A 26,088-nucleotide genomic window follows, 5' to 3' on the forward strand; every position below is an offset into this window, starting at 1 on the left:
AGTATGTTATAATGAAATCGAATTGTTGATAAGGTTCGGTTTTTTATTTCGAGAAAAAATCAGAGCGGCTGGCTTTGAAACATATAGTCAATGAGGAGTGGAGATATGCTGCAAACGGCATTGGACTTTCTGGAGAAATGTGGCGTATGGGGGCTTTTTGCAGCAACGGCGATTGAAGCTTCATCACTTCCGTTTCCCGGGGCGACTTTTGTTTTGATTTACGGGTATTTGATGGATGTGAGTACGTGGCAATTAGTGGCGATCAGTGCGCTGAACAGTCTGGTTTACGTCGTGTTCAGTTTGATTCCTTATTATATCGGGAAATATTTGGGAAATTTAACCCAGAAGAAATTTGATGAGAAAAAAGTGAAAAAAGCCCAGGAATGGTTCCAAAAGTACGGAGAGTGGAGCATCACCCTGTCACGTCCCACCGGATTTGGGAATTATATCTCTTATATATCCGGCATCAGCGATATTTCCATCTGGCGGTTCGGGCTTTTGAGTTATCTGGGTGTGTTCCCGTGGAATACGCTTTTGTTGTTTATCGGAAATTACGGGAGTTTGGAAACGGTTGAACATTTTCTTGCCATGACCCGAAAAGTCGGAGTGATGATCACCATTATCCTGGTGTTCGCTGCAGCCTTTATTTTGTGGTATTACTTAAAAAAAAACAAAGAACAGAAACAACACATCTGAAAAAGAATGCAGAAAATGAATGACGGATTCGGCGGTGACGATGACGGATGCACCCTGTCAGATGGAAAAAATTGAAAGGATTTGAGAATAAAAAGGAGCGGGAATATCCCGCTCCTTTTTCCTCAGGGCATCGATTGGGAACGGACCGGAATGGTTCGTGCCTCGAACTTTTTCAGCGGATAAGAGACAAAGGTGGCAACGGTGCTGGCGACTGCGGCGATGATATAAACCCATTGCACGGAAAAGTGGTCGGCAACCCAGCCCATCAAAAAGCAGGAAGTGCCGTATGCAACACAACATAACGCATATTGCGCCGAAAATACTTTCGGCATGGTGTCCAGCGTGGTGTGGAGTTGATACAGTGTCTTTTTGGCCACGCCTTTTGCCTGATAGGGAAAACCGAGCAAAAAGATGGTGATGAGCGAAATGACAGGGAACGTGACGAAACCGAAAATGAGTTTGAACAAGATGGAAGCAAAACCTGAAAATATTAATATTTTGTATAATCTTTTTTCAATGGAGTGGCTGTAACGAATCACCAACATTCCGCCGATCATCGTGCCCAAAAAGTAACTGCTGTTGATAAACCCCCACCAGGTATGCTGCTCGTGCAACACTTTGTCGACAAAAGTCAGGGTGATGGCGCCGATCCATACCGATGAAGCGGTGTAATCGAGAAAATCGATCGCTGCAAGCCTTTTCAGAACCGGATGATTGAATAACAGCAGCCAACCCTCTTTCATCGCTTTCCGGTGAGATGTTTTTTCAGGCGAAACCCTTTCTTTGTGATGGGGATCATGAATGAAAAACAAAGAAAGGGTGGAAATGAGAAAACAAACGGCAGTCAGCCAAAGCACCTGATGGGCCCCAAGCAATTCAACCAACAACCCTCCGGCTCCCCAGCCGACCAGCAAGACGGTTTGGTCCGAAGTGGATAAAAGGCCGTTGGCTTTCACCAGTTGCTCTTTGGTGACCAGACGCGGAACCAGTGAATTTCTTGCCGGGTTGGTCCATCCGTCAAAAAAAGCAAGGAGAATGATAAACAGCCAAATGACGAGCGTCAATGACGCGGAGTCCTTCCACCAATCGATGCTCAAGATCAAAAGTCCCAACAAAAGGGTCTGGCTCCCTTGGGAAGTGATGAGCAAAGGGAGCAGCCGGTAACGTTCCAGTAACAGAGGCGAGATGATGCCGCTGATAAACTTGGCGATGATGCGAATGACCGGGATGAAAGCTGATATCGCGGCAGATCCCGTCTTTCCGTAAATCAGGGTGACAATGGCCAGCATGTAAAATGAATCCGCCAAATTAGCCAAAGATTGTCCCAACCAAAAAAATTTGAATGAGTATGAATAATTCATCGCCTGAACCTCATGGAATATATTTTTTGTAAAAAGATTTGCTATACAAATAAAATTATAACATTAGCAAGGGCGGTGTACCAGCGATTTATCCGATGATTTGGTTGAATGTGCTTGGGACTCGAAGTAAAATCGAAATGGAAAATCGCAAAAAAATTAGGAGGATCGGTATGCGTTCCAGATATGTGATTGAACGGGTCGGTGAACTTTTGGAGGATAAAGGGTATAATGTGATAGATCAAGATGCGGATGAAGTGATTGCATGGTTTCAATATTTATCCGATGCCGATTTGTTCCTAGCCGTTTTGGAGGAACAAGAGAAAATCGGGAAAGAGCAAGAAGCGAATTTGGACCGGTGAGGAGTTTTTGAAAACAGTTTTATGCCTGTGATATATTATTTGCCGATAAGCTTTGAATGGACGGTGTAGCCTTTGTTGAAACAAATGATACCTGATTTGTATGTTCAATCGATCTATGAGATTGATTTTGCCGCACTGAAAAAGCGCAATATCAAGGCAGTCATTGTGGATTTGGATAACACCTTGGTGGAATCGACACGCCCCGATGCCACCCCGGAGTTGGTGGAGTGGCTGAAAGAAGTGCAACAAATGGGATTAAAAGTGATGATCGTATCCAATAATACCAAAACCCGGGTTTCCCAATTTGCTGATCCGCTTGGAATCCCTTATATTCATGCGGCCAAAAAACCGTTTTCTGCTGCGTTTCGCCGCGCGCTCAAAGAGTTGGGGGTTTCCAAACAGGAAACGGTTGTGATCGGGGATCAGTTGTTGACGGATGTGCTGGGCGGAAACCGGATGGGCTTTTTCACCATCTTGGTGGTGCCGGTTTCCGAAGTCGACGGGTTTTTCACGCGAATAAACCGGAGGGTCGAACGGTTTGTCTTTCATTTGTTGGAAAAGAAGGGGTTGATTCCCTGGGATATTCATAAAAGTTGAAAAGAAACGGACAAGAAAGGAGTCAGATGATTGGATTCAGAAACGAAACATTGTGAAGGATGCGGAATTGCCCTGCAAACCGAAGATCCGGATCAAGCGGGATATATCCCTGAACAAGCGTTGACGCGGGAAGTGGTTTTGTGCAAACGTTGTTTCCGGATTCGCCATTACGGGGAAATGGCCAAAGTGGAACAAGATCCGGATGCGTATCTTCATCGCCTGGACGAAATTGCCCGCAGTGAGGGCTTTGTGGTATGGGTGGTGGATCTGTTTGATTTCGCCGGAAGTTGGATTCCGGGATTGGCTCGCCGGATCGGAAATCTTCCGGTTTTGATTGCGGCCAATAAAGTGGATTTATTCCCGCCCAGCGTGAAACGGGAACGGCTTAGGGGATGGATTTTTCAGTCGGCAAAAAAGTTGGGGATTCGTCCGGTGGATGTGGTGTTGATCAGTGCAGAAGTTGGGATTGGCATCCGGCAGGTGATGGAAGCGATTGAATTTTACAGAGATCACCGGGATGTCTACATGATCGGAACGACCAACGTGGGAAAATCGACCCTGATCAATCAAATTCTGAAAAAAGCCAAGCTCACGGAAAAAGAGATCATCACCACTTCTCCTTACCCGGGAACGACTTTGGACGCCATCCGGATCCCGTTGGAAGACAGGAAATTTTTGGTCGACACACCGGGGATTGTCCGGGAGGACCGGGTGAGCGAATGGGTGGAGCCCGGGGAATTGAAATCGGTGATTCCCCACAAAACGATCAAGCCGCGGGTGTATCAGTTGAATGATCAACAAACGTTGTTTTTCGGAGGATTGGTCCGCTTTGACTTTGTCCGGGGAAACAGACAGTCGTTTGTTTGTTATTTATCCAATCAGTTATACATTCACCGGACGAAATTGGAAAAAGCGGATGAAGTGTGGGACAAACACCGCGGAAAATTGTTGTCCCCGCCCAAACGTCCGGACAATTTGCCGCCTTTGAAAAAGCACGTGATCCATTTAAAAGGGGAGAAGAAGACGGACATTGTCATTCCCGGCTTGGGATGGGTGGCGTGTGGTAAGAATGCGGTGTGGGTTGAAGTTTATGCTCCGGAGGGGACCGGAGTGAGCACCCGTCCGTCCATTATATAAATAAAGAAAAAAGAGGGGGGAGCCCAAGTGGACAGTCAAACAGGACTTCTGGCGCTGATCGGGGATCCGGTCGGCCACTCCAAGTCACCGGAGATGATGAACCGGGCGTTAGAGAGCCATGGATTGCCTTATGTATACCTGGCTTTTCAAGTGGCACCGGAACGGTTGAAGGAAGCGGTGGATGGATTTCGGGCCCTCGGGGTGAAAGGATGGAATGTGACCATCCCTCACAAAGTGGCGATCATGAAACATTTGGACGCGATCGATGAATCGGCCCGGGCGATCGGCGCGGTCAACACCGTCGTGTGTGAAGAAGGAAAATGGGTGGGATATAATACCGACGGGCCCGGTTATTTAAGGTCGCTGAAAGAAGAGTGGGATCTTCCCTTTTCCGGGCTGAAAGCCGTGATATTGGGAGCCGGCGGGGCCGCCCGGGCGGTCGGGTATGCTTTGGCAACCGCAGGTGTTCCTGAAATTTCCATCGCAAACCGGACGGTGGAAAAAGCAGAAGCCCTGGCAAACCACTTGTCTTCGTTTACCCAAACCCGGGCTGTTTCTTTAAAAGAAGGAAAAGATGTGATTGAAAAAGCCGATTTGGTGATCAATACCACATCGGTGGGCATGCACCCCGACCGGGATGCAACACCGGTACCGGCAGAATGGTTCCACGAAGGCCAATATGTGAGCGATTTGATTTATCATCCGCGGGAGACCGCGCTGTTAAAAGGGGCCAAACAACAGGGAGCCAAGGTGCATGAAGGATTGGGCATGCTGGTTTATCAGGCGGCGATCGCCTTTGAAAAATGGACGGGCGTCCCCGCACCCGTTTCCTTGATGAAGCAAGCATTGGCCAATTCCTTAAAAGATGATTAAAGGATGAATGATGGTATGAAGGTAGGGATTTTTGGAGGCACTTTTGATCCCATCCATTTCGGGCACTTGTTGCTCGCCGAACAAGCACGGGAAGCAGCATCCCTCCATGAGATTTGGTTTATCCCTGCGGGCGAGCCCCCGCACAAGCAAGGAAAACCGGTCACCCCGGCCATGGAGCGAAAAAAAATGGTGGAGCTGGCAATCGAGGGGCATCCGCAATTTAAAGTCAATCCGATCGAGTTGATGCGCTCCGGCCCCTCCTATACGGTGGACACGATCATGGAGCTGAAAAAACAAAATCCTCATGTTGAGTTTTTTCTGCTAGTGGGGGCGGACATGGTGAAAAATTTACCAAAATGGTATAAAATAAAGGAAATCATACAAAATGTTCAAGTGATCGGTCTTGGACGCCCCGGGTTTGATCACGATGCGTTGCCGGAATATATTGAAGAACGTTTGATGTGGATTCCGGACGCCGTGGAAACCAATATTTCCTCAAGCATCATACGCGAGCGCCTCATGCTGAACCGGTCGGTTCGTTATCTTGTCCCCGATTCCGTATACAAATATATAAAGGAGCAAGGGTTGTATGGATCTTGAGTATTTAAAGCAAGCTACAAAGAAAGAGTTGCCTCAAAAAAGATGGGAGCATACCCTTCGTGTTGCAGAAACGGCCGTTCAACTGGCCAGGCGGGAGGGAGTGGATCCGCACAAAACGGAAGTGGCTGCCATTTTGCATGATTTTTGCAAGTTTTGGCCCGGGGAAGTACTGACCGAGTGGATTTTACAAGAAAACGAGCGGCAGGACTTGCTCCTGTACAACAAAGAATTGTGGCATGGCCCCGTTGGCGCGGCCGTGGCCCGGAAACGGTTCGGGATTGAGGATGAGACGGTCTTGAATGCGATCCGGTACCATACCTCCGGCCGCCCTGACATGTCGAAAATGGAAAAGATCATTTTTCTGGCCGATTATATTGAGCCGGGCCGACAATTTCCCGGGGTGGAGGAAGTCCGGAGGATTGCGGAAAAAAGCCTGAATCTGGCCGTGCTTCAATCATTGGACAACACCATTGTCTTTTTGATCGAAAAAGGCCGGAAGGTTTATCCGCTTACACTCGATGCACGCAATCACATGCTGGATCAGATTGCCCAAAAGGATTCAAGGGAGGAATCTGTTTGAAAGTCGTGGAAATCGCTCAGTTAGCAGCCACCGCTGCCGAGGAGAAAAAAGCACAAGATGTCACGGTTCTGGATATTCGCGGATTATCCGTCTTTGCGGATTATTTTGTGATCTGTCACGGAAATTCGCAAACACAAGTTCAAGCAATCGCCACCGCAATCAAAGAAAAATTATTGGAAAACAACGTGGAACTCAAAGGGATGGAAGGTTATCAGGATGCCCGTTGGGTTCTGATGGATCTCGGTGATGTGGTTGTCCATGTTTTCCACAAAGATGATCGTGAATTTTACGGCTTGGAGCGCTTGTGGGGCGACGCCAGGCAGGTCCATGTCCAATAGGTCGGGTTTGTATGAAAAACAGGCGGTCCGTCCGCGTTGAAATTGGAGAAAAATGTTGACACGGATCTGTTTGTTTTCATATAATCTTAAAAAACAACTTTTGAATGCGACAGCGATGATGAGGAGTAGTAATTTGCCCTCTCCCGGCTCAGAGAATTGACGGATGGTGCGAGTCAATCCGGGAAGCAAATGAACTCGCCTCATTGCTCCAAAGAGGAACGCGGTCACGTCAGTACTTTTTGGCGGTTCATCCCCGTTACCGGATCCATGAGGGAGTGTTTTTTGAAACACTAATTAGGGTGGTACCGCGGGAATTTGGAAACAACCTCTCGTCCCTAGCCGAAGATGCTGGGGGTGGGAGGTTTTTTAATTGATCGCATGAAATCAGATTGATGGAGGTTTACAGGCATGAAGGAGTACTCTCCAAGGGAAATTGAAGCCAAATGGCAAGAACATTGGAGAAAAACAGAGCTTTATCAAACGGGTGAGGATACAAACAAACCGAAATATTATGTGCTGGAACAGTTCCCTTATCCTTCCGGGGAAGGGTTGCACATGGGACACACACGGGTCTATTCGATTGGCGATGTGGTGGCACGGTTCAGGCGGATGAACGGTTATAACGTGTTGCACCCAATGGGGGCGGATGCCTTCGGATTGCCGGCTGAAAACGCAGCGATCCAGCGTGGCGTGAATCCGCGGGAATGGACACTGAACAACATGGAACGCATTCGCCGCGAACAATCGCTTTTGGGTGCTTCTTACGATTGGGACCGTTATGTGGGAACTTGTCTCCCGGATTATTACAAGTTCAACCAATGGTTGTTTTTGCTTTTCTATGAGCGTGGACTGGCTTACCGGAAAAAAGCGATGGTCAACTGGTGCCCGTCCTGCGGTACGGTTTTGGCCAATGAACAAGTGGAAGAAGGAAAATGCTGGCGCTGTGATTCGGAAGTGATCAAAAAAGAGCTGGAACAATGGTTTTTCAAGATTACCGATTATGCAGACCGTTTGCTGGAGGGACTGGACCGTTTGCCGAAATGGCCGGAACGGGTCAAAGCCATGCAACGCAACTGGATAGGCCGCAGCGAAGGGGCGCACGTCACGTTTACGGTGCCGGAGCTGTCCGATGAAAAAATCACGGTCTTCACCACCCGTCCGGATACGTTGTACGGTGTCAGTTACTTGGTGTTGGCTCCGGAGCATCCGCTGGTTCCCCGGCTGATCAAAGGAAAAGAAAACGAAGCCGGGATTCTTGAGTTTATCAACCAAACCCAAAAACAATCCGAAATTGAACGGACCAGCAACGATGCCGAAAAAGTGGGCCATCCGACAGGAGCGTATGCCCAACATCCATTGACGGGAGAGGCCATCCCGATCTGGGTGGGCAACTATGTGTTGATGGATTACGGAACGGGCGCTGTCATGGGGGTACCGGCTCATGACGAGCGGGATTTCGCGTTTGCGTCCAAATACCAATTGCCGGTGAAACCGGTCATCCGTCCGGAAAATGAGAGACTCAGCGAACCGTTGCGTGAAGCATACACCGGAGACGGCGTGTTGGTTTCTTCGGGCCAATTTGACGGCATGAAAAACCGGGAAGCCATCCATGCGATTGCGAAGTTCCTGGAAGAACGGGGACAAGGGAAATGGACGGTGAATTACCGGTTGCGGGATTGGTTGATTTCGCGGCAACGCTACTGGGGAACGCCAATCCCGGTGGTTTACTGCGATGATTGCCATATCGTGCCGGTTCCCAAGGATCAATTACCGGTTCTGCTGCCGGAAGATGTTGTTTTTGACGGGAAAAACAATCCGCTTGCCACTTCGGAAAGTTTTGTGCACACCACTTGCCCGAAGTGCGGAAAACCGGCCCGCCGCGAGACGGACACGATGGACACCTTTGTGGACTCTTCGTGGTATTTCTTGCGGTATACTGATCCGCATAATGAAGAAATCCCGTTTGCAAAAGAGAAAGCAGACCGCTTTATGCCGGTTGACGAATATATCGGCGGCATCGAGCATGCGGTGTTGCACCTGCTTTATTCCCGGTTCTTTACCAAAGTGTTTTATGATGCCGGCATGGTTTCGTTCGATGAGCCGTTTGAAAGCTTGTTGACACAGGGAATGGTGTTGAAAGACGGGTTTAAAATGTCCAAATCCAAAGGAAATGTGGTCAGTCCTTTGGAAATTGTGGAGAAATACGGTGCGGATACCGCCCGCCTCTTCATCCTGTTTGCGGCGCCCCCTGACCGCGATCTGGATTGGAGTGAATCCGGTGTGGAAGGGGTTCACCGTTTCTTGAACCGGGTATGGCGTCTGGTCGTACAGAACGAAGAGCTGTTCAAGCAACCGGTCCCGTCTGGTGCGAAAGCGGATGGCAAAACCAAAGAGTTGCGCCGTCTCTTGCATCAAACCATCAAAAAAGTGACCATTGAGATCGGGGAAAGAAACCACTTCAATACCGCGGTGAGCGCGATTATGGAGCTGGTCAACGGATTGTACCAACATGCGGGCGAAACGGATCCCGCCTTGTACAAAGAAGCGTTGGAGACGCTCGTGGTCTTGCTCGCTCCGTTTGTGCCCCATATATCGGAAGAATTGTGGTCCGTGATGGGGAAAGAAGGAAGTGTCCACCAGACAGCGTGGCCGTCTTATGATGAATCGGCGCTGGTCTTGGATGAAGTGGAATTGGCTGTTCAGATCAACGGGAAAGTGCGGGATAAAATCGTGGTGCCAACCCAGGCTTCCCGGGAAGAGATTGAAAAACAAGCGCTCGACAATGAACGGATTAAACATTGGACGGAAGGAAAAACGGTGCGTAAAGTGATCGTTGTGCCCGGAAAATTGGTGAATATTGTGGTGAAATAGATGACCACAGAAAAAACGGTTCGCCCATTTTGGCGGACCGTTTTTTATTTGCTTTGGAAGAAGGTTTTTTTGTGGAATCATGGAATAATTTGTAAAAGCATGTCCTTTGGCGAAAACGGAAAGGGGAAGGCCGATGGTGCAATGGGAGTGGGATTTTACTTCCCGGGAAAAGAAATGGATGATCTTGTCGGGCGGTTTGGCATTGGCGTTGATCGTTTGCCTTGTTTTTATCTGGCAACAGGATGAAAACCCAAATGAATCAGCGTCTCCGCTAACTCCTTATCAGCCTGTGGAAGCGGACGCACCCGATTCGCCGGACACGGCTGAAGAAAAAAATCCATGGGTGATGATCGATGTGAAAGGAGCCGTCAAAAAACCGGGGATTTACCGTCTGGATCCGGAGTCCAGAGTGCATGACGCCATATTGAAAGCAGGCGGTGCCCGGTCCGATGCTGATTTGGACCAAGTCAATCTGGCCGAACGCCTGACAGACGGAAAAGTGGTTTACATTCCCAAAAAAGGAGAAACGCAGCAAGGGATGGCATGGATGAATCCGTCCGCAGACGGAACGGGCGGAAAAATTAACATCAATTCGGCGACGGCTGAAGAACTGCAACAATTAAACGGTGTGGGAGCCAAAAAAGCGCAAGCGATTGTGAGCTATCGTGAGGAAAACGGGCCCTTTCAAAGCATTGAAGAGATCTCCAACGTCCCCGGAATCGGAGAAAAAACACTGGAGCAGTTTCGTGAGCAAATCACTTTGTAGCTCCTTGACTTTTTATTTTGTGAATCGGTATAATGTTCATATCACTTACGGCAACAACTTCATATGGATCAGGAACGATTCTCTTATCCAGAGTGGCGGAGGGACTGGCCCGATGAAGCCCGGCAACCTCGGTGCAGATCAGTGTACCGGATGGTGCCAATTCCTGCAGAAACCCCGGTTTCTGAAAGATAAGAGAAGAAGCTTGAATTTGCGTGCGATTGTGTTCAGCATAAAAGCCTCTTCTCTTATGGGAAGAGGCTTTTTTCATGATTGTCAACATCAAGGGAGGGGCAGCCATGAGATTGGAAACCAGGTTGGCGCAGATCGGCAATAAAAAAGAAAGGACCACCGGCGCTGTCAGTTTTCCGGTCTATTTTTCAACCGCCTATGAGCATATCTCCGGAAAAAGTACAGGCTATGATTATTCGAGAACCGCCAATCCCACCCGTGAGGTGGTGGAAGCCAGCATCGCCGAATTGGAAGAAGGAGATGAAGGATATGCCTGTAGTTCCGGCATGGCTGCGATTCACACCGTGATGGGATTGTTTGAAAAAGGCGACCATTTCATAGTGTCGCTGGATTTATACGGCGGAACGTACCGGTTGTTTGAACAAGTTTTGTCACAATACGGGTTGACGTTTTCTTATGTGGATTTACGCAATCCGGAAGAAATCGCGGAAGCGCTCCAGCCGAACACCAAAGGCCTTTTTATCGAATCCCCCACCAATCCGCTCATGCAGGTGGTCGATATCCGGTCGTTGTGCCGATGGGCCCGGCAAAAAAATTTGTGTGTCATTGTGGACAATACGTTTATGACTCCCTTTTTCCAAAAGCCGCTGACGTTAGGAGCCGACATTGTGATTCACAGTGCCACGAAATACTTGGGCGGGCATAATGATGTGCTGGCCGGATTGATTGTGGCCAAAGGAGAAGAATGGACCGAACGCCTGCGGTTTGTCCACAATTCCATCGGGGCGGTGTTGGGCCCTTTGGATGCCTGGTTGTTGATGCGGGGAATGAAAACATTGGCGCTCCGGATGCAAAAACACCAGGAAAATGCACACAAGCTGGCCAAATTTTTGGCCGCACATCCCCAAGTGGAACAGGTTTTTCATCCGGCCTTCGATCCGGCCGGGCGAAAAATCCTGGATGAACAGGCGGAGGGATACGGAGGCATGATTTCATTCCATGTGAAAGATCCGGATCAAATCCCCTTTATCCTTAATCATTTGAAGATTATTACTTTTGCGGAGAGTTTGGGCGGAGTGGAAAGCCTGATGACTTATCCGGTCACCCAAACGCATGCCGATATTCCCGAAGAGGTGCGGAAAAAGGCAGGCGTGACCGACCGGTTGCTTCGTTTGTCGGTGGGGATCGAACATGCTGACGATTTGATGGATGATTTGGTTCAAGCTTTCCGACAAGCCGCTTCAAAGACGAAATAAAGAGAGGAGATAGATGATGAACTTTGAAACGCAACTGCTTCATAACGGAAATGAAGTCGATCCTGTAACCGGGGCAGTGGGGATTCCTCTTTATCAGTCATCCACCTTTCATCAAAATGTGGACCGGCCCGGGGAATTTGATTACACCCGTTCGGGAAATCCCACAAGAAAAGCGCTGGAGGACACCATTGCCAACTTGGAAGGCGGTGAACGGGGATTTGCCTTTTCCTCCGGGATGGCTGCCATCTCCACGGTGCTGTTGCTCTTCTCGCGCGGGGATCATCTGATTGTTTCCCGGGATGTTTACGGGGGAACGTTTCGTGTCCTGACACAAGTTTTCCGGCGGCTGGGCATTGAAACGACGTTTGTCGATACCACCCGGACCGGGGAAGTCGAACAAGCCATCCGGCCCCAAACCAAAGCGATCTATGTGGAAACCCCGTCCAATCCCCTGCTTAAGGTGAGCGATTTAAAAGAAATTATCTGGTTGGCAAAAAAACACCGATGTTTGACCATTGTGGACAACACCTTTTTAACGCCTTATTACCAACAGCCGCTGAAGTTGGGAGCCGATATCGTCATTCACAGTGCGACGAAATTTATCAGCGGACACAGTGATGTGCTGGCCGGGTTGGTGGTGGCCAAAGACAAAGAGATGGCGGAACGGCTGGAACTGTTGCAAAATGCGTTTGGTGCCGTATTGGGCGTCCATGATTCCTGGTTGGTGTTAAGGGGTCTGAAGACATTGAAAGTGCGGTTGGAACAATCCACGCAAAGCGCGGAAAAAATCGCGTTGTGGCTGAATCAGCATCCATTGGTGGAAAAAGTTTATTATCCCGGCCTCCCGTCAAATGAATGGCATGATTTGCAATGCCGGCAGGCGACTGGGCACGGAGCGGTTCTCTCTTTTGATGTGGGCAGCAAAGAAAAAGCCCGGCAAGTGTTGAAACGGGTCCAACTGCCGGTCGTTGCCGTCAGCCTCGGAGCGGTTGAAAGCATCTTGTCCTATCCCGCGGTGATGTCGCATGCTTCCATGCCGCCGGAAGCAAGGCAAAAGCGCGGCATCACCGACGGTTTGTTGCGGCTTTCGGTCGGATTGGAAAATGCGGAGGACCTGATTGGCGATTTGGCCGCTGCCCTTCAAGAAGAAACGGTTGTTTCTTTTTCTGGAAAATAATACGTCTTTTTCGGGAGACGTTTTTCTTTCAGCCGTCATCATGTAAAATGAGAAAGGAAAATTGATGTTAGAAGGGGTACGTAAAACGATGGCGATCAAATCAGACAAATGGATTCGGAAAATGGCAGAGCAATACAAAATGATTGAACCATTTATTGACCGGAATGTCGGGAAAGGAGAAGCGGTCAGTTACGGATTGAGCAGTTACGGATATGACCTCCGGGTCGCTGATGAGTATAAGATCTTTCACAATGCCTTAAACCCGGTGATTGATCCCAAAGCAATCGATTCGGATTCTTTTCTGGATTATAAAGGGGATGTGTGCATTATTCCGCCCAATTCATTTGCTTTGGCCCGGTCCGTGGAATATTTCCGCATTCCGGAGAACGTGCTGGCGATTTGTGTGGGTAAATCGACCTATGCCCGTTGCGGGATCATCACCAATGTGACCCCGCTTGAACCGGGATGGGAAGGATATGTGACCTTGGAGATTTCCAACACCACGCCTCTGCCGGCCAAAATTTACTCCAATGAAGGGCTTTGCCAGATTCTTTTCTTGGAAAGTGATGAGGACTGCGAAGTTTCCTACCGGACGAAAAAAGGAAAATATCAGTTCCAATCCGGTATTACATTGCCGAAAGTATAGCCATGCATAGAAAACGTGCGGGAAATCCGCGCGTTTTTTGCTGAAGGAGGCTGAAGGTTCAACATGAGCCGGAGAACTTACATCATGGTAGATCATGTTCATTGCCACGACGACATGCCCGTGAGAATCTGTTCCGAACTGGACGAAAACCGGTACGAACTGCGAAAAGTGGAAGTGTTCCGGGACGGAAGCATTGGATATGCTTATGATGATATCGAGGCAGGTCCGACCGGATTGGGAAAGTTGCCGGTTCCGCCGCTGGAGGAGATCGCGCAAGACCCGTATGAAATCTTTTTTCCGAAGGAAATCACCCAAGAAGAGTTTGAACAAATTTGGAAGGAGATAGTGGAGGGCGCACGGTGAATCCGTGCGTTTTTTGGAGTGAAGATAGGCGGCCAAAAGGAAATCGTCGGAAAATGTCGAAAGGAATGGAAACGGAAGAAAGGAAGATGGGCATTGCAGCGTCCTTTTGTGGTTGCAGGAATTGCCTGGGGAGCCGGGATTTTGTTGGCGGACCGGATGGGGAACCATGCGGCTTTGTTCCTCGGACTGGCCGTTTCTTTCTTGCTTTCGGGCGTCTGCTATGATTACCTCTTTCGCAAGGGACGGCCGGTTTGGATTTTTTTGTCGGCGCTGTTTTTGGCCGCTGCGCATTTTTCCTGGGTGGACGGGCAGAATCGGAGCCAAATCCCGTCAACGGTGGAAGGGGAAGAAATGACCGTCGCCGGAACCATCATTTCTTCGCCCGTCGTGGACGGGGATGTGCTCCGCTTTGACCTGAAACTGGACCGCTTGCAACAAAAGGATCGTGTGATCAACGGAAACCGGGAAAAAATCCGGGTTTTCCTTTCACTCCAATCAAAAGAAGAAGCGGAAAAGGCTGGACAATTGCGTCGTTATTCCCGGATTCGGCTTCCGATCCGGATGGAAAAACCATCTCAACGTTCCAACCCGGGGGGAATGGACTACCGGGCTTATTTATTTCGGCAAAAAATTCATTGGACGGGAAAAGGAAAGGGTTTGCATTCTTTGGTGATGTTAAAAGAAGCCCCGCCACATCCGGTGGGATGGGTGGATGCATGGCGGAAGAAGTTGGCCGGACAATTGGAAAAACTGTATGACGAGCCGGTGTCCGGTTATTTGCGCGGCTTGCTGCTGGGGGAGCGCTTGGAAGTGGATCCGGACTGGGAACGGCAATACACCCGGTTGGGCTTGGTTCATTTGTTGTCGATTTCCGGATTGCATGTTACGGTTCTGACCGGGATCGTATATTATATTTTAAAATGGATCGGCCTGACCAGAGAAAAGGCGGCATGGGTTGTCCTCGGATTGCTGCCGGTCTATGCGGTTCTCACCGGTCTCGGAGCCCCGGTGGCCCGTGCGGCGGTCATGGCGGGGTTGACGATGGTTGCCTTGATTTTCCGCAAGCCGGGGGACAGTTTGTCCTTTTGGGGGATTGCTCTTTTGCTTCTGTTGGTGTGGGATCCCTATCAATTGTTTGAAGCCGGATTTCAGCTCAGTTTTTTGTTGACGGCCGGATTGATTGTCTGGACGGAACCGGTGTCCGGACAGCTCACATGGCTCCCCTCACCGCTTCGTTATCCGGTCGCAGGGAATCTGGTCGCGGAATGGCTGTCTTTTCCATTGGTGATTGATCACTTTCATGAATACTCTTTCATGTCTTTGCCCGCTAATCTGCTGTTTGCTCCCATCGTCAGTTTTGTCGTGCTTCCGGTCTCTTTGCTCCTTTTGGGGCTGAGCTGGATCTGGGAGTCCGGGAGCATGGGGGTGGCCAATGTGATGGAAACGGGGATCCGGATGATGCAGGGAGGGATGGAGTGGCTGAGTACATGGAAGGCATTTTGTCCGGCTTTTCCATCTCCTCCAGAGTGGTGGATCCTCCTTTACTATCTCTCTTCGGCGATGGCGCTTTGGTCATGGCTTCGGCGCGGAAAACCGGTTTTTCTTGCGGCAAGCGTGGCGGCACTCAGCCTGCTGTTGTGGGCGGAGCCGGGAAAAGAAGACGTTTTGGCACGCCTTGCTTTTCTGGATGTGGGCCAAGGGGATGCCACGGTCATTGAGACGGCAAACGGTCAAACCGTTTTGGTGGATGGAGGCGGCCATGTACGTTACGATAATCATGAAGCATGGCGAAGGCGAAAGCATCCGTTTCGGGTTGGCGAGGATGTGATTGTGCCTTACTTAAAATCACAAGGAATCCAAAAAATCGATTGGTTGATCCTGACACACGGCGACCAGGATCATATCAATGGATTATTGGATGTGATCCGGCGGTTTCCGGTGCAAAAAGTGGTGCGTAATGCCCGTTTGCCTGCAAATGAGGAGGAACGGCAACTCATGACGGAGCTCCACAGACAAAAAGTTCCGGTCTATGTGTCCCCTGTGGGCCGCACGTTGGAAATTGAAAGGGGAACGGGGTTTGCGTTTTTGCACCCGGATCCGGTCCGGCATGGAGGCAAAGGGGAAGCAACAAACGAAGATTCGGTGGTCTGTTTGTTTTCCGTTCACGGCATCAACGTTTTGTTTCCCGGAGACATCGGCACGGAGACAGAAAAAAGGTTGCTTCAACGCTGGCGTTGGCCGGCAGTGGATATTTTAAAAGTCGCCCATCACGGCAGTGGCTCTTCCACCCATGAAACCTGGCTGGACGTGCTCAAGCCCAAGCATGCGGTGATTTCGGCCGGACGTTACAACACCTATGGACATCCTGCCCCGGAAGTGATTTCGCGGTTGGAGAAAAGAGGCATTTCCATTTGGCGGACCGATCAACAAGGAGCTGTGATCTTTGAGATCGGGAAGAAGGGAATGACCGTCAGTTCCGTCAGGGATGCAACCCGGAAGATGTTCCATTTAAAATGAATCCGTTTTTTCTTTATACTACTTTTGTATACATAAATCTCCTGTTTGCAACTAACATGTGGGAAAATAGGTCAATAAATATGGGGGGTTATTTTTTTGCTTGACTCGGAATTGATTCAGCGGGCACAGGCAGGGGAGCGAAAAGCACTGGTTGAGATTTTGCGACAGTTGGAAACGCCGCTCTATCGCACTGCTTACTACATCATGGGGAATGAACAGGATGCGCTGGATGCAACCCAGGAAGCATTGCTGAAAGTGTATCGGTATTTGCCTTCGTATAAAGGGGATGCCATGATTTACACGTGGGCGCAACGCATTGTCACTAATGTGTGTATGGATATGTTTCGCAAACGGAAGAAGGTGGTGTTCATGGAGGAGGATTTTGTTCAGGAAGATTACCATGCAGGCAAAGAGATAGAAAAGGGCGCCATCATCTCCGATTTAAAGCAAGCGATCCGGCGTCTTCCGATGCCCCAGCAAACAGCGATTATTCTACGGTATGTCCAGGACTATAATTACAAGGAAATTTCAGAAGCCATGAATTTGCCGTTAAATACGGTGAAATCTCATTTGTTCCGGGGACGGAAACAATTGCAAAAGTGGTTGTCCGAATATCAGGAAGGAGGGGATTACCTGTGGCGGATGAAAAAATAAACGAATGGGTGCAACGTGATCTGGATGATGATTTGTCAGAAGCGGAAAAAAAGATGCTAAACAAACATCTGGCAGAATCAGTGAAAGATCGCGAGAACGCTGAGAAGCTGATGGAGGTTTCGCGTCAGCTGTCCCTTCTTCCCAAAGTGGATCCACCCCGCGATATTGTGGGCGATGTCTTGGCTCAAATCGATCAAGAGGAGGCTTCCCGTCTGAAGAGAGAAGCTTCCGTCCGGCGCCGGTTTGGATGGCCGCTGGCGGCAAAGGCATTGGCGGCAGTGGTGGTGATCGGTTTCATTGGCTTTTATGCGTGGATGAATTTTCAACCGGCGGAGAAAGAAAACGGAACCTTCATGGGAGATTCCACCCCGAAGGAAGAAGTGAATGTCCTGATGGAGAAAACGGATGGTCCGGCACCGGACGGGGAATCCGGTGCACAAGTTTGGTCGCCGGATGAAACCTATCAGGCGGAATGGAGACAAGGAACGCTGGTTGTCACCAAAGCGGACGGGACCATTCAATTTGAGCGTTCTTTTGCGGGAACGGGTGCGCGTTTGCAAAAAATCGAGTGGTTGACCGATCAAACCCTGAAAATGACCATTCAGGAAGACCAAAAAGCTCCTCAATCGATCACCATTGATGTGGAGAAAAAGGAAGAAGTTCATCATTAGGGCAAGAGGTGGAACAAGTGGATCATTCCCGTTTGGAAGAATTGAAAAGAAAAGGGCCGCATCCGGTATATTTGCTTTACGGAACCGAGTCTTTTTTGATCGAGGAAACGGTTCGGTGGATGAAAACCAATTGGATGCCTGCCGATGATCCGTTTGGCAACATGATCGCTTTTGATCTGGAGGAAACGCCGGTTCAAATGGTGGTCCAAGAGGCGGAAACACTCCCTTTTTTTGGTGACCGGCGGTTTATTGTCGGGCATCATGCCCATTTCCTCACAAGCGAAAAAAAGGCTGCGGGGATTCAGCATGATGCGGATGCCTTGCTGAAGTACCTGGAAGATCCTCTTCCATCCAGCATTCTTGTGCTGACGGTTTATTCCGAGCAACTGGACAAGCGAAAAAAAGTGGTAAAGGCCTTGCAGAAAAAAGCCTTTACCCTTTCGTTTCCCCCTCTGAAAGGGAAGGAATTGACGGATTGGGTAAAAGGGCGGTTTGCAGCACATCAAGTTGCCATCGATCCTTCCGCATTGAAAGAGTTGGTTCTTTTGGTCGGAGAGAACTTGCAATTGTTGAATCAAGAATGTATGAAGCTGGTCACTTACGCGGGAAGGGGAGGAACGGTGACGCGGCAAACGGTGTCAGAGCTTGTCCCGCGGACACTGGAGCATAATATATTTAAACTGACGGAAAAGATGGCCGAGCGGAAAATTGATCAGGCGCTCATGGTTTGGCAGGATTTGTTGTTTCAAAAAGAAGAGCCGATCCGGATTCTTGCCTTGATGATCCGGCAAATCCGGTTGATGTTGCAAGTCAAAGCCCTGGCAAAGAAAGGGATGCCCGAAAAAGAGATGGCGGGTTTCTTGAAAGTCCACCCTTATCCGGTGAAACTGGCCTTGAAAAACGGTGCCAAATTTACAGAGGACCAACTGCGGCAATTTTTGATTTCCGCCATCGCCACCGACCAGGATATCAAATCCGGAAAAGCGGATAAGGAACTGGCGGTTGAACGGTTACTGTTCGCCATTCATCATTCCTTTGCTTGAAGAAGATGTGCCGATCCTGTTTCCTTCATCAACACAGCAATGCTAAGATACTAAAGAGAAGGGAAGCTGTGGAAGGAGTTGATCAAAATGGATCCGGCAAAACGGAATGAACTGCGTAAAAAGCAGCGGATTTATACCAATGTGCTCATTCTCGTCTATCTGGGGATTCTTGCTTTGCTGTCTCTGGCACAACTGTCATCGCTTGTGATCTACACGCTTTTGGGCATTTTGTGTTTTCTTGTTGCACTCAGCAGCTTTTGGCTGAAAACCTTTCACCCGACCTTGCTGCTTTTTCCGGGGATGAAAGAATTGATCCGGTACGAGAAAGAAAAGCTGGGTGAAACTTGGAAGAAATATCATCTGTCATCGGTGATTTTGGCCGTTGTGTTGGGGATCTTTTTCTTGGGGCAGGCTTGGTTTCGCCAGGATTTGTACTTTTTGGAAGGGATCCCGGTTTGGTATATCGCGGTTTTCATCGTGGGAGTGTTTCTGATCGGGAATTTGAGTTTGATTGCCCATGCCCGCCGCTTTGACCGGTTGTCGGCGGAACAAATCCGTGTACATGCGTCAGAGCGGAGTTTGTTTACCGTTATTTTTGCTTGTGTTGTATTAGGCATGACGTTGTTGGGATCCGTTTTTATCCTGCTCATTTCTTGAACCGGGTGAAAAAGGCCGGCAATGAAGGCGCCGGCCTTTTTGTTTATGATGCGGTGGTTTTATTCATGATCCGGTTGGTGACTTCATAGGCCGAGGAGAAGGAAAGTTCGGAGAGTTGGCCTTCACCCTGGCACCAGTCTCCGGCGAAATACACATTATCCAAACTGTACAGTTTCACCGGCAGCAGTTTTTGGTCATGAATACATTTAATTTCCTGAACAACCGCTTTTTTCGAAATTCGTTTGGCGACGAGTTGATCCCGCCAGCCGGGGAAGTGTTTATCGTAAACGGATTCAATGTCCGCCACTTTCTCGTTGGCCTTGTTGGCAGCCGCTTCTTCATCATTGAGATAAGCGATGGCTTGCATCAACTGACCGCCTTCCGGGATGCAGGTCGTATCATAGTAGGAAATGTCTGTGATAAACACTTTCTTTTCTTTTTGATATACATAGGTATACGGGCTGGGGATCCGTTCTTTCAATCCCACATCATAGACGACCACTTGGGTGGGCGAGTAGTTGCGATAAATTTCGAATGTCGATTCATACGGGGTGTCGGCAAAAAGCTGGTGTAACTCTTTCGGCGGAATGCACAAAATGAACTCATCGGCTGTGTAAGTGGTTTCTTTCCCGATGATTTTGGAAATTCGGTTGCCGTCCAGTTCGATGCCGCTGACTTTTTCTTTGGTGATGATTTTTCCCCCGTGATCTTCAATGATTTTGGAGAAGGATTCCACAATCGCCTGCCAGCCTCCCCCGATGTAACTGACGGCACGTTGTGTGGAGAATAAGCGTTTGTAATATTGGAAAAACAGCGGGGAAGGAATTTTTTCAGGCTCATTGGTAAAGAAGTTGGATGATGCAATGGTCAACAGCAAATCCCTGACTTTTGGGGGCTCTTTCTCCAAATATTGCCCGATGGGAATGCCTTCTTCCCCTTTTTCGATGGAAGCCATGGTTTTGAACACTTCATAGGCGAAACGCCATTTGTTTTGGGAATCCAAAATTTTTGTGCGGTAAAGCCCTTCCAATGTGGCAGGCATTAAGGTTGTATAAGACCCCAGATCGTAATAAGCTTTGGATGGGGAAAAATTTTTCCAGTCCACTTCCAATCCGATTTCGCTTTCATAACGCCGCAAAACGGATTTGTCCCGGGCATAAATGGCATGGGCGCCAAAGTTAAAGTTAAACCCCTTCAAAGGGATGGTGATGGCGCGTCCGCCCAGTTTCGGTGCTTTTTCCAGCAAAGTCACATCATATCCATTGTAAGCGAGTCGGGCTGCTGCGCTTAAACCGGCCAAACCTCCACCCGCTACAATCACTTTTTTAGACACAAGACACACTCCCTTGAGATCGTTTGCAATTTTTATAAAGAAATATCGATCTACTTGTAATATTGTAGCAAGTTTAATCACAAGAGGATAGTTTTTTTAGATATTCGAAAATTTCAATCGAATGAAACAAAAAAATCTCCCGCGATCAGGGAGATTTTTGGGGCATGGGTTTTCGGGACGCATCTTTTTCTGTGGACAAAAGTTTTTTATATTGGATATACATGGCGATCCGCCAGGGCAGCAGCATGCCGAAAGCCAGAATAAAAAACAAACTGGCCGTTTGGTAATAGCTGATGAAATGTTCGATGTATGTGTGCAGTGACATGCGGATGACAAACAAGATCAACAGAATGTAAATGAACGCCCGGGAACGTTTCAGGTAAACTTGTCCGTCGATGATTTCATATTTGGACGTTTGAATCAAAGGAATGGACAAAAAAAGAGCCCCGACCAAGAAAGATGCGATGGCCCAAGACCAAGGGATATGCACAGGCGGGTACAGGAACATTAAAAAACCTGTGCTCATTCCAAGCGGTGGAATGAGTATTTTTTTGGCGTTGGTCGGTTTGTCAGCCGCTTTGATTCGAACGAAAATCACGGTCAGTGCCATGATGAAGGCAAAAATGGGTGCAATGACTTTGACATTCACGGGGATAGAATGCATCATGCCCGTCCCTCCTTGTATGATAAAAAAACTAGCACAATTTAAGAAGCTTGTAAATAATATATACTTGACTTTTCCGGATCGTTCTAGGAAAATATTCTTCAATCGTCAGGTACAAATGGATAAGGACAGAAAGTGTTGAAAAAGAGGAGTAGCACAGGGGAACTGTTCAGAGAGTTGGCGGGTGGTGCAAGCCAATCAGGGACCTGTGTGAATGGACTTTGGAGCTTTTTTTCCGAACGGGGCATGAGTCCTCAGTAGGGAAAAACGGGAAGACCGTTATCTGTTGAGTGCACCTTGATTTCTCAGGTGAACGAGGGTGGTATCGCGGGCAAAAACCCGTCCCTTTTGGGGGGCGGGTTTTTTATATGAATATTTTTTGCATGGCAAAGGAGTGATTTTGGATGACGCGAGTATTGTCCGGAGTGCAACCGACGGGGATGTTGCATTTGGGAAATTATCTCGGGGCCATCAGGCAGTTTGTCGAGTTGCAAAATGAAGCGGAATGCTACTTCTGCGTTGTGAATCTGCATGCGCTCACCATTCCGAAAGATCCCAAGGAGGTTTTGGAAAGAACCAAAGATGTCGCCGCTTTGTATCTGGCGGTCGGGCTGGATCCCGAAAAAGTGACCTTGTTTGCCCAGTCACAGGTGAAAGCCCATGCGGAAGCAAACTGGCTGCTTCAATGTGTCGCCCGTGTCGGGGAATTGGACCGGATGATTCAGTTTAAAGAAAAAGGAAAAGGATCGGAATCGGCACTGGTCGGATTATACACGTATCCGGTGCTGATGGCGGCAGATATTCTGCTGTACCAGGCGGACAAGGTGCCGGTCGGGGAAGACCAAAAGCAGCATTTGGAACTGACCAGGGATTTGGCACAACGATTCAACCGGGATTATGCGGAAGTGTTCACCATTCCCGAACCGCTGATCGGAAAAGTGGGGGCCCGCATCATGGGGCTGGATCAACCAAAGAAAAAAATGAGCAAAAGTGCGGAAAGCGCAATGAATTACATTGCGATGTTGGATGATCCGAAAACCATTGAGAAAAAATTGAAACGCGCGGTGACCGATTCGGACAACCAAGTCCGTTTTGACGTGGAGAACAAGCCGGGGATCAGCAATTTGCTGTCGATTTACAGCCTGCTCTCCGGAAAGTCCATCCCGGAATTGGAGAAACAATACGAAGGGGTGGGCTATGGTAAATTTAAAAAGGATTTGGTCGAGGTGACGGTCGATCATCTCACGCCAATCCAAGAGCGGTACCGGGAAATCCGGCATACCGATTATGTGGACAAAGTATTGGATGAAGGAAAAGAAAAAGCCCGGCTCGTGGCCGAGGACACTCTGCGCAAAATGAAAGATGCGATGGGAATCTTGTGAGGCAAAAAAAGATGCCCCGGAATCTCCGGCGGCATCTTTTTTGTATAAAAAAGCGACCCGGTCAAAGGGGTCGTTTTATGGAACCGTGCATCAGGCCAAAGCGTTCAACTTTTTGGCAAGACGGGATTTTTTGCGGGCAGCTGCGTTTTTATGGATTAAACCCTTGGTTACAGCTTTGTCCAAGCTGCGGGTTGCTTGACCGAAAAGAACTTGTGCTTGTTCTTTGTCCTGATTTTCCACAGCGGTCAAAAACTTTTTCACAGCCGTACGCATTGCCGATTTTTGGGAAGCATTGCGTTTGCGGCGCTCTTCGTTGGTTTTCGCACGTTTAATTGCCGATTTGATGTTTGCCAATGAATTCACCTCCCGTACAAGGATTCCGCATCCCTAAAATGCAACATGCAATATTCTAGCATGGGAAGGGGCAAAAAGCAACAATCCCCCAAGAATAAATCCAATGACATCAAGCAAACTAAAAACAGGAGGAAGTGAATGGAAGGAGAAAAGAAACATGAATCAGGATCCATCGCAAGGTCATCAGGTTGATTTGAGCCGGTATAACATCCGGACCGATTTGGCGCGTGAATCGCATGAATTGGCAACCAAAAGAAACAGGAGCGGGAACGGTTCCATTCCGGGAGTGCGGATCGAGGAAAAGACGGAGGACGGGATCACAACCAGCTGGATTTGGATTGAAAATGACCGGGGCGCGGAAGAGATGGGAAAAGTGCCAGGCACTTATTTAACCATTGAAGCTCCGGAACTGAGATCGAGAGATTCCGTCTTCAGCCAGAAAGTGGCGGGCCATTTTGCAGAACAGTTTGCCCGGTTTTTAGATGAAGCCGGAATTGGGAAAGATGATTCCTGCCTGATTGTCGGGTTGGGTAACTGGAATGTCACGGCCGATGCATTGGGGCCCCTGGTGGTGAAGCACACCATGATTACTAGGCATTTGTTTGAGCTGGAACCGGAATCCGTTGAGGAAGGATACCGGTCGGTCAGTGCGTTGTCCCCGGGCGTGTTGGGGTTGACCGGACTGGAGACGAGCGATATTGTACGGGGAGTGGTTGACAAAGCCAAACCGGATTTTGTCATTGCTTTTGATTCGTTGGCTTCCCGGGCTTTGACCCGTGTGAATACGACCATTCAGGTGGCGGATACCGGCATCAATCCGGGATCCGGGGTGGGAAACAACCGGAAAGCGTTAACCCGGGAAACGTTGGGGGTTCCCGTGATTGCCATCGGTGTTCCCACCGTGGTGGATGCGGTGACCATTGCCTATGACACGATTGATTTTGTCATCTCCCATCTGGGAAGAGAAATTCATGGCGAAAGAAACAACCCGCTGGATCCTTACAACCGCCCGACAGTGAAGGATTTGAAAAATTATCAGCTTCCTTCCGGCACCGCGCGGGAAGTGTTGGGAATGTTCGGTCGTCTGAATGAACAGGAAAAACGCCAGCTCATTCATGAAGTTCTTTCCCCGCTGGGACAGAACCTGATCGTGACCCCAAAAGAAGTGGACTCCTTTATTGCCAATGTGGCCAAAATGATCGCCAACGGTGTCAATTGTGCCTTGCATGATGCGGTGACGATGGATAATGTGGCTTCGCACGTCAATTGAAGACGGCGTACGGGATCAAAAACGGAAGCTTGTGAGCGGAACAGGCTTCCGTTTTTATGTCCGCCTGTTTGTTGAAGGGGCGGGGTTTTGTTCCGGATTTCTATCAACCCTTCTCCTGTATTTTTTAAGTCTCATAGGTTCTACTTTTGCCGGTTTTTTCATAGCTTAGGGATGAGAGACAAGCTGGCAAAGGGTGAACCGGATGAATCATCGGTATCGAAGGTTTATGACGTTAAACTTGGCACGTCCGCGGACCAGAAGAATCTTGGTTTTTTTATTTTTGGCCATCGCGGTGTTGTTTTCATTTGCGGGAGCCTGGGTCATGGTTCAGGCTGAAAACAGCATGCAGGGTTCGGATTTTAGCCGGGTGACTTCCCGCATTTCGGCCAAAACCCTGGCCATGGTGATGGGGGAGAACATCCCGTATTTTCAGGAAGAAATCGGTTCGGCCGGATTGGACGGGATTGTGTCCCGGATGACTTTTGAACTTTTAACCAGCATGAATTTACAAGATCCCCGTACCTTTCTGGGCCGGGAATTGCCGATGTACGCACTTTTTGACAGCGAAATTGACGTGGCGAGCGCCGATGTCGATTACACATCGATTCCCATTGAATCGGCTCCTCCTCCCGAATTGGAAAAAGAGATCATCAAAGCGATGGAAAAGCCGGATCAGGACCGCGCCAGCACAACCCAAAGCGGGATCAAACAGAAAAAAGTATTGATTTACTCGACGCATTTTTGGGAGTCTTATCTTCCGGAGTTGGGAGAAAAAAATCCGCAGAAAGCATCGCATATCGAAAAAAACATCACCCTCGTTTCTCAACATCTGGCCCAAGTGCTCGAGAAGATGGGCATCGGGGCGGTCACGGCGGAACGGAAATACACTTGGGATTCGGGAGCGTACAAGCAATCGAGGAAAATGGTGCAATCCGTGATGGGGCAGCATGAAGGGATCACTTATCTGATCGATTTGCACAGGGATGCGCAACGAAGGGACAAAACCACCAAAACTTACAACGGGAAAAGCTATGCCCGGTTAGCTTTTGTCGTGGGAAAATCGAGCAAGCATTTTGAGCAAAATCTGAAGCTGGCCCGTGAGTTGCACAAAGAAATCAACAAACAATATCCCGGATTGTCACGGGCGGTGATTATTAAAGAACGGACAAATGGGAACAACGGTGAATATAACCAGTCTTTATCCCCCAATAGCATGCTTGTGGAAGTGGGAGGGGTGGATAACACCTTCGAAGAAGCATACCGGTCGGTCGAAGTGTTGGCGGAAGTGCTGGCGCAACGGATTCATGATGCCACGCCGGTGATGCGGCAAGAAGGATCTTAAAACAGTTTTGAGGTGGAGAAACATGCGGGTTTGGGTGCAGATAATCGGGCTTTTGGCCATGTTGGTTTTCGGTATTTTTATCGGGATGGATGTTGCGGAACGGAATATGCAAAAAATGCAAGGGATCGAAGGGGCGCCACGGGCCATTCAAATTACTCCACAGGAAGGGAAAATCGAAATCTCCGTCTTCGGACAAACCATCGGATCCGAAGAAGCGTCGGCGAAAGCCGGTTTAAAGAATCCGGAAAAAAGCGCTGGTCAGGAAATGAGGGAAGGAACCAATTATCTGGCTGAAACCGGAAATCAGGTCGGCACGATGATCCGTGAACTGTTGCGCGAGTTGGCCGACCGGTTGTTTGCCTGGACAAGATCATAGTTTTTTCCATCTCAAA

General features: G+C 48.9%; 27 protein-coding genes, 1 riboswitch and 2 other annotated features. Of the genes, 23 read left to right on the forward strand and 4 right to left on the reverse strand.

The window, feature by feature from the left end:
* The first annotated feature begins 105 nt into the window (after positions 1-105).
* Complete coding sequence (locus FA954_RS04980; RefSeq protein WP_037994606.1) at positions 106-696, forward strand: DedA family protein; 591 nt, start codon at positions 106-108, stop codon at positions 694-696.
* A gap of 122 nt (positions 697-818) precedes the next feature.
* On the opposite strand, the gene FA954_RS04985 is transcribed toward FA954_RS04980, so the two are convergent.
* A complete protein-coding gene (locus FA954_RS04985) occupies positions 819-2,057 on the reverse strand; it encodes an MFS transporter (protein ID WP_138614908.1) in 1,239 nt (412 codons plus the stop codon).
* A 170-nt stretch (positions 2,058-2,227) separates the two neighbouring features.
* Between FA954_RS04985 and FA954_RS04990 the strand changes: the two genes are divergently transcribed.
* The 18 genes from FA954_RS04990 to FA954_RS05075 all read left to right on the forward strand — a co-directional run bounded on the left by FA954_RS04990 (position 2,228) and on the right by FA954_RS05075 (position 19,351).
* Positions 2,228-2,416 carry a hypothetical protein gene (locus tag FA954_RS04990; RefSeq protein WP_037994601.1) on the forward strand — a complete coding sequence of 63 codons (189 nt, stop codon included), beginning with the start codon at positions 2,228-2,230 and terminating at the stop codon, positions 2,414-2,416.
* A gap of 75 nt (positions 2,417-2,491) precedes the next feature.
* Positions 2,492-3,013: a YqeG family HAD IIIA-type phosphatase gene (locus FA954_RS04995; protein WP_037994600.1), complete on the forward strand. Its 522-nt coding sequence runs from the start codon at positions 2,492-2,494 to the stop codon at positions 3,011-3,013.
* A 30-nt stretch (positions 3,014-3,043) separates the two neighbouring features.
* Positions 3,044-4,150 (forward strand): ribosome biogenesis GTPase YqeH, encoded by a 1,107-nt coding sequence (gene yqeH / locus FA954_RS05000; protein ID WP_037994599.1) that lies wholly within the window; start codon positions 3,044-3,046, stop codon positions 4,148-4,150.
* A gap of 27 nt (positions 4,151-4,177) precedes the next feature.
* Positions 4,178-5,023, forward strand: a complete 846-nt coding sequence (aroE, locus tag FA954_RS05005; protein ID WP_037994597.1) for a shikimate dehydrogenase — start codon at positions 4,178-4,180, stop codon at positions 5,021-5,023.
* Positions 5,024-5,038: 15 nt separating this feature from the next.
* Complete coding sequence (locus FA954_RS05010; protein WP_037994596.1) at positions 5,039-5,623, forward strand: nicotinate-nucleotide adenylyltransferase; 585 nt, start codon at positions 5,039-5,041, stop codon at positions 5,621-5,623.
* A complete protein-coding gene (gene yqeK / locus FA954_RS05015; RefSeq protein WP_037994595.1) occupies positions 5,613-6,203 on the forward strand; it encodes a bis(5'-nucleosyl)-tetraphosphatase (symmetrical) YqeK in 591 nt (196 codons plus the stop codon). The genes FA954_RS05010 and yqeK overlap by 11 nt, the downstream gene beginning before the upstream one ends.
* On the forward strand, positions 6,200-6,541 hold the full coding sequence (gene rsfS, locus FA954_RS05020; RefSeq protein WP_206759997.1) for a ribosome silencing factor: 342 nt from the start codon (positions 6,200-6,202) through the stop codon (positions 6,539-6,541). Before yqeK ends, rsfS begins: the two co-directional genes overlap by 4 nt.
* A gap of 106 nt (positions 6,542-6,647) precedes the next feature.
* Positions 6,648-6,881: a binding site (T-box leader), on the forward strand.
* A 68-nt stretch (positions 6,882-6,949) separates the two neighbouring features.
* Positions 6,950-9,412, forward strand: coding sequence for a leucine--tRNA ligase (gene leuS, locus FA954_RS05025; RefSeq protein ID WP_138614909.1), 2,463 nt, complete (start codon positions 6,950-6,952; stop codon positions 9,410-9,412).
* Positions 9,413-9,545: 133 nt separating this feature from the next.
* Positions 9,546-10,178 (forward strand): helix-hairpin-helix domain-containing protein, encoded by a 633-nt coding sequence (locus FA954_RS05030; protein WP_049720362.1) that lies wholly within the window; start codon positions 9,546-9,548, stop codon positions 10,176-10,178.
* Positions 10,179-10,258: 80 nt separating this feature from the next.
* Positions 10,259-10,373, forward strand: a riboswitch (SAM riboswitch).
* 101 nt (positions 10,374-10,474) lie between these two features.
* A complete protein-coding gene (locus tag FA954_RS05035) occupies positions 10,475-11,623 on the forward strand; it encodes an aminotransferase class I/II-fold pyridoxal phosphate-dependent enzyme (protein ID WP_082240634.1) in 1,149 nt (382 codons plus the stop codon).
* A 16-nt stretch (positions 11,624-11,639) separates the two neighbouring features.
* Positions 11,640-12,800, forward strand: coding sequence for an aminotransferase class I/II-fold pyridoxal phosphate-dependent enzyme (locus FA954_RS05040; RefSeq protein ID WP_121874199.1), 1,161 nt, complete (start codon positions 11,640-11,642; stop codon positions 12,798-12,800).
* An 88-nt stretch (positions 12,801-12,888) separates the two neighbouring features.
* Positions 12,889-13,446: a dCTP deaminase gene (gene dcd, locus FA954_RS05045; RefSeq protein WP_037994582.1), complete on the forward strand. Its 558-nt coding sequence runs from the start codon at positions 12,889-12,891 to the stop codon at positions 13,444-13,446.
* 63 nt (positions 13,447-13,509) lie between these two features.
* Positions 13,510-13,809, forward strand: coding sequence for a DUF6881 domain-containing protein (locus FA954_RS05050; RefSeq protein ID WP_121874200.1), 300 nt, complete (start codon positions 13,510-13,512; stop codon positions 13,807-13,809).
* 93 nt (positions 13,810-13,902) lie between these two features.
* The gene (locus tag FA954_RS05055) at positions 13,903-16,326 is read left to right on the forward strand and encodes a DNA internalization-related competence protein ComEC/Rec2 (RefSeq protein WP_138614910.1); all 2,424 of its coding nucleotides are present in this window, start codon (positions 13,903-13,905) and stop codon (positions 16,324-16,326) included.
* A 96-nt stretch (positions 16,327-16,422) separates the two neighbouring features.
* Positions 16,423-16,980 (forward strand): RNA polymerase sigma factor, encoded by a 558-nt coding sequence (locus FA954_RS05060; RefSeq protein WP_037994578.1) that lies wholly within the window; start codon positions 16,423-16,425, stop codon positions 16,978-16,980.
* Positions 16,962-17,651 carry an anti-sigma factor gene (locus FA954_RS05065; protein ID WP_037994576.1) on the forward strand — a complete coding sequence of 230 codons (690 nt, stop codon included), beginning with the start codon at positions 16,962-16,964 and terminating at the stop codon, positions 17,649-17,651. Before FA954_RS05060 ends, FA954_RS05065 begins: the two co-directional genes overlap by 19 nt.
* 17 nt (positions 17,652-17,668) lie before the next feature.
* On the forward strand, positions 17,669-18,694 hold the full coding sequence (gene holA, locus FA954_RS05070) for a DNA polymerase III subunit delta (RefSeq protein WP_037994574.1): 1,026 nt from the start codon (positions 17,669-17,671) through the stop codon (positions 18,692-18,694).
* An 87-nt stretch (positions 18,695-18,781) separates the two neighbouring features.
* Positions 18,782-19,351, forward strand: a complete 570-nt coding sequence (locus FA954_RS05075) for a hypothetical protein (protein WP_037994572.1) — start codon at positions 18,782-18,784, stop codon at positions 19,349-19,351.
* 43 nt (positions 19,352-19,394) lie between these two features.
* Here FA954_RS05075 and FA954_RS05080 read toward each other — a convergent pair whose 3' ends face one another.
* Both FA954_RS05080 and FA954_RS05085 read right to left on the reverse strand, forming a co-directional pair.
* Positions 19,395-20,684 carry a phytoene desaturase family protein gene (locus FA954_RS05080; protein ID WP_082240625.1) on the reverse strand — a complete coding sequence of 430 codons (1,290 nt, stop codon included), beginning with the start codon at positions 20,682-20,684 and terminating at the stop codon, positions 19,395-19,397.
* A 145-nt stretch (positions 20,685-20,829) separates the two neighbouring features.
* The gene (locus FA954_RS05085) at positions 20,830-21,351 is read right to left on the reverse strand and encodes a CcdC family protein (RefSeq protein WP_049720358.1); all 522 of its coding nucleotides are present in this window, start codon (positions 21,349-21,351) and stop codon (positions 20,830-20,832) included.
* A gap of 126 nt (positions 21,352-21,477) precedes the next feature.
* Positions 21,478-21,698 (forward strand) — a binding site (T-box leader).
* Between the two features lie 54 nt (positions 21,699-21,752).
* On the opposite strand from FA954_RS05085, the gene trpS reads away from it, so the two are divergent.
* On the forward strand, positions 21,753-22,730 hold the full coding sequence (gene trpS, locus FA954_RS05090; RefSeq protein WP_049720357.1) for a tryptophan--tRNA ligase: 978 nt from the start codon (positions 21,753-21,755) through the stop codon (positions 22,728-22,730).
* A 90-nt stretch (positions 22,731-22,820) separates the two neighbouring features.
* On the opposite strand, the gene rpsT is transcribed toward trpS, so the two are convergent.
* A complete protein-coding gene (rpsT, locus tag FA954_RS05095; RefSeq protein ID WP_037994564.1) occupies positions 22,821-23,084 on the reverse strand; it encodes a 30S ribosomal protein S20 in 264 nt (87 codons plus the stop codon).
* 157 nt (positions 23,085-23,241) lie between these two features.
* On the opposite strand from rpsT, the gene gpr reads away from it, so the two are divergent.
* The 3 genes from gpr to FA954_RS05110 all read left to right on the forward strand — a co-directional run bounded on the left by gpr (position 23,242) and on the right by FA954_RS05110 (position 26,072).
* Positions 23,242-24,354: a GPR endopeptidase gene (gene gpr / locus FA954_RS05100; protein ID WP_037994560.1), complete on the forward strand. Its 1,113-nt coding sequence runs from the start codon at positions 23,242-23,244 to the stop codon at positions 24,352-24,354.
* 202 nt (positions 24,355-24,556) lie between these two features.
* A complete protein-coding gene (gene spoIIP, locus FA954_RS05105; RefSeq protein ID WP_082813523.1) occupies positions 24,557-25,696 on the forward strand; it encodes a stage II sporulation protein P in 1,140 nt (379 codons plus the stop codon).
* A gap of 22 nt (positions 25,697-25,718) precedes the next feature.
* The gene (locus tag FA954_RS05110; protein WP_037994558.1) at positions 25,719-26,072 is read left to right on the forward strand and encodes a DUF3679 domain-containing protein; all 354 of its coding nucleotides are present in this window, start codon (positions 25,719-25,721) and stop codon (positions 26,070-26,072) included.
* Positions 26,073-26,088: the final 16 nt, after the last annotated feature.

This window comes from Thermoactinomyces vulgaris (genome assembly GCF_005886755.1).
In the GTDB taxonomy this organism is placed as follows: Bacteria; Bacillota; Bacilli; order Thermoactinomycetales; family Thermoactinomycetaceae; genus Thermoactinomyces; species Thermoactinomyces vulgaris.

What these genes read in the sequence shown, in the direction of transcription:
- FA954_RS04980 (WP_037994606.1), top strand. Translation starts at nt 106, where the DNA reads ATGCTGCAAACGGCATTGGACTTTCTGGAGAAATGTGGCGTATGGGGG.
- FA954_RS04985 (WP_138614908.1), bottom strand. Translation starts at nt 2,057, where the DNA reads ATGAATTATTCATACTCATTCAAATTTTTTTGGTTGGGACAATCTTTG.
- FA954_RS04990 (WP_037994601.1), top strand. Translation starts at nt 2,228, where the DNA reads ATGCGTTCCAGATATGTGATTGAACGGGTCGGTGAACTTTTGGAGGAT.
- FA954_RS05010 (WP_037994596.1), top strand. Translation starts at nt 5,039, where the DNA reads ATGAAGGTAGGGATTTTTGGAGGCACTTTTGATCCCATCCATTTCGGG.
- yqeK (WP_037994595.1), top strand. Translation starts at nt 5,613, where the DNA reads ATGGATCTTGAGTATTTAAAGCAAGCTACAAAGAAAGAGTTGCCTCAA.
- leuS (WP_138614909.1), top strand. Translation starts at nt 6,950, where the DNA reads ATGAAGGAGTACTCTCCAAGGGAAATTGAAGCCAAATGGCAAGAACAT.
- FA954_RS05030 (WP_049720362.1), top strand. Translation starts at nt 9,546, where the DNA reads ATGGTGCAATGGGAGTGGGATTTTACTTCCCGGGAAAAGAAATGGATG.
- FA954_RS05035 (WP_082240634.1), top strand. Translation starts at nt 10,475, where the DNA reads ATGAGATTGGAAACCAGGTTGGCGCAGATCGGCAATAAAAAAGAAAGG.
- FA954_RS05040 (WP_121874199.1), top strand. Translation starts at nt 11,640, where the DNA reads ATGAACTTTGAAACGCAACTGCTTCATAACGGAAATGAAGTCGATCCT.
- dcd (WP_037994582.1), top strand. Translation starts at nt 12,889, where the DNA reads ATGGCGATCAAATCAGACAAATGGATTCGGAAAATGGCAGAGCAATAC.
- FA954_RS05050 (WP_121874200.1), top strand. Translation starts at nt 13,510, where the DNA reads ATGAGCCGGAGAACTTACATCATGGTAGATCATGTTCATTGCCACGAC.
- FA954_RS05075 (WP_037994572.1), top strand. Translation starts at nt 18,782, where the DNA reads ATGGATCCGGCAAAACGGAATGAACTGCGTAAAAAGCAGCGGATTTAT.
- FA954_RS05085 (WP_049720358.1), bottom strand. Translation starts at nt 21,351, where the DNA reads ATGATGCATTCTATCCCCGTGAATGTCAAAGTCATTGCACCCATTTTT.
- trpS (WP_049720357.1), top strand. Translation starts at nt 21,753, where the DNA reads ATGACGCGAGTATTGTCCGGAGTGCAACCGACGGGGATGTTGCATTTG.
- gpr (WP_037994560.1), top strand. Translation starts at nt 23,242, where the DNA reads ATGAATCAGGATCCATCGCAAGGTCATCAGGTTGATTTGAGCCGGTAT.
- spoIIP (WP_082813523.1), top strand. Translation starts at nt 24,557, where the DNA reads ATGAATCATCGGTATCGAAGGTTTATGACGTTAAACTTGGCACGTCCG.
- FA954_RS05110 (WP_037994558.1), top strand. Translation starts at nt 25,719, where the DNA reads ATGCGGGTTTGGGTGCAGATAATCGGGCTTTTGGCCATGTTGGTTTTC.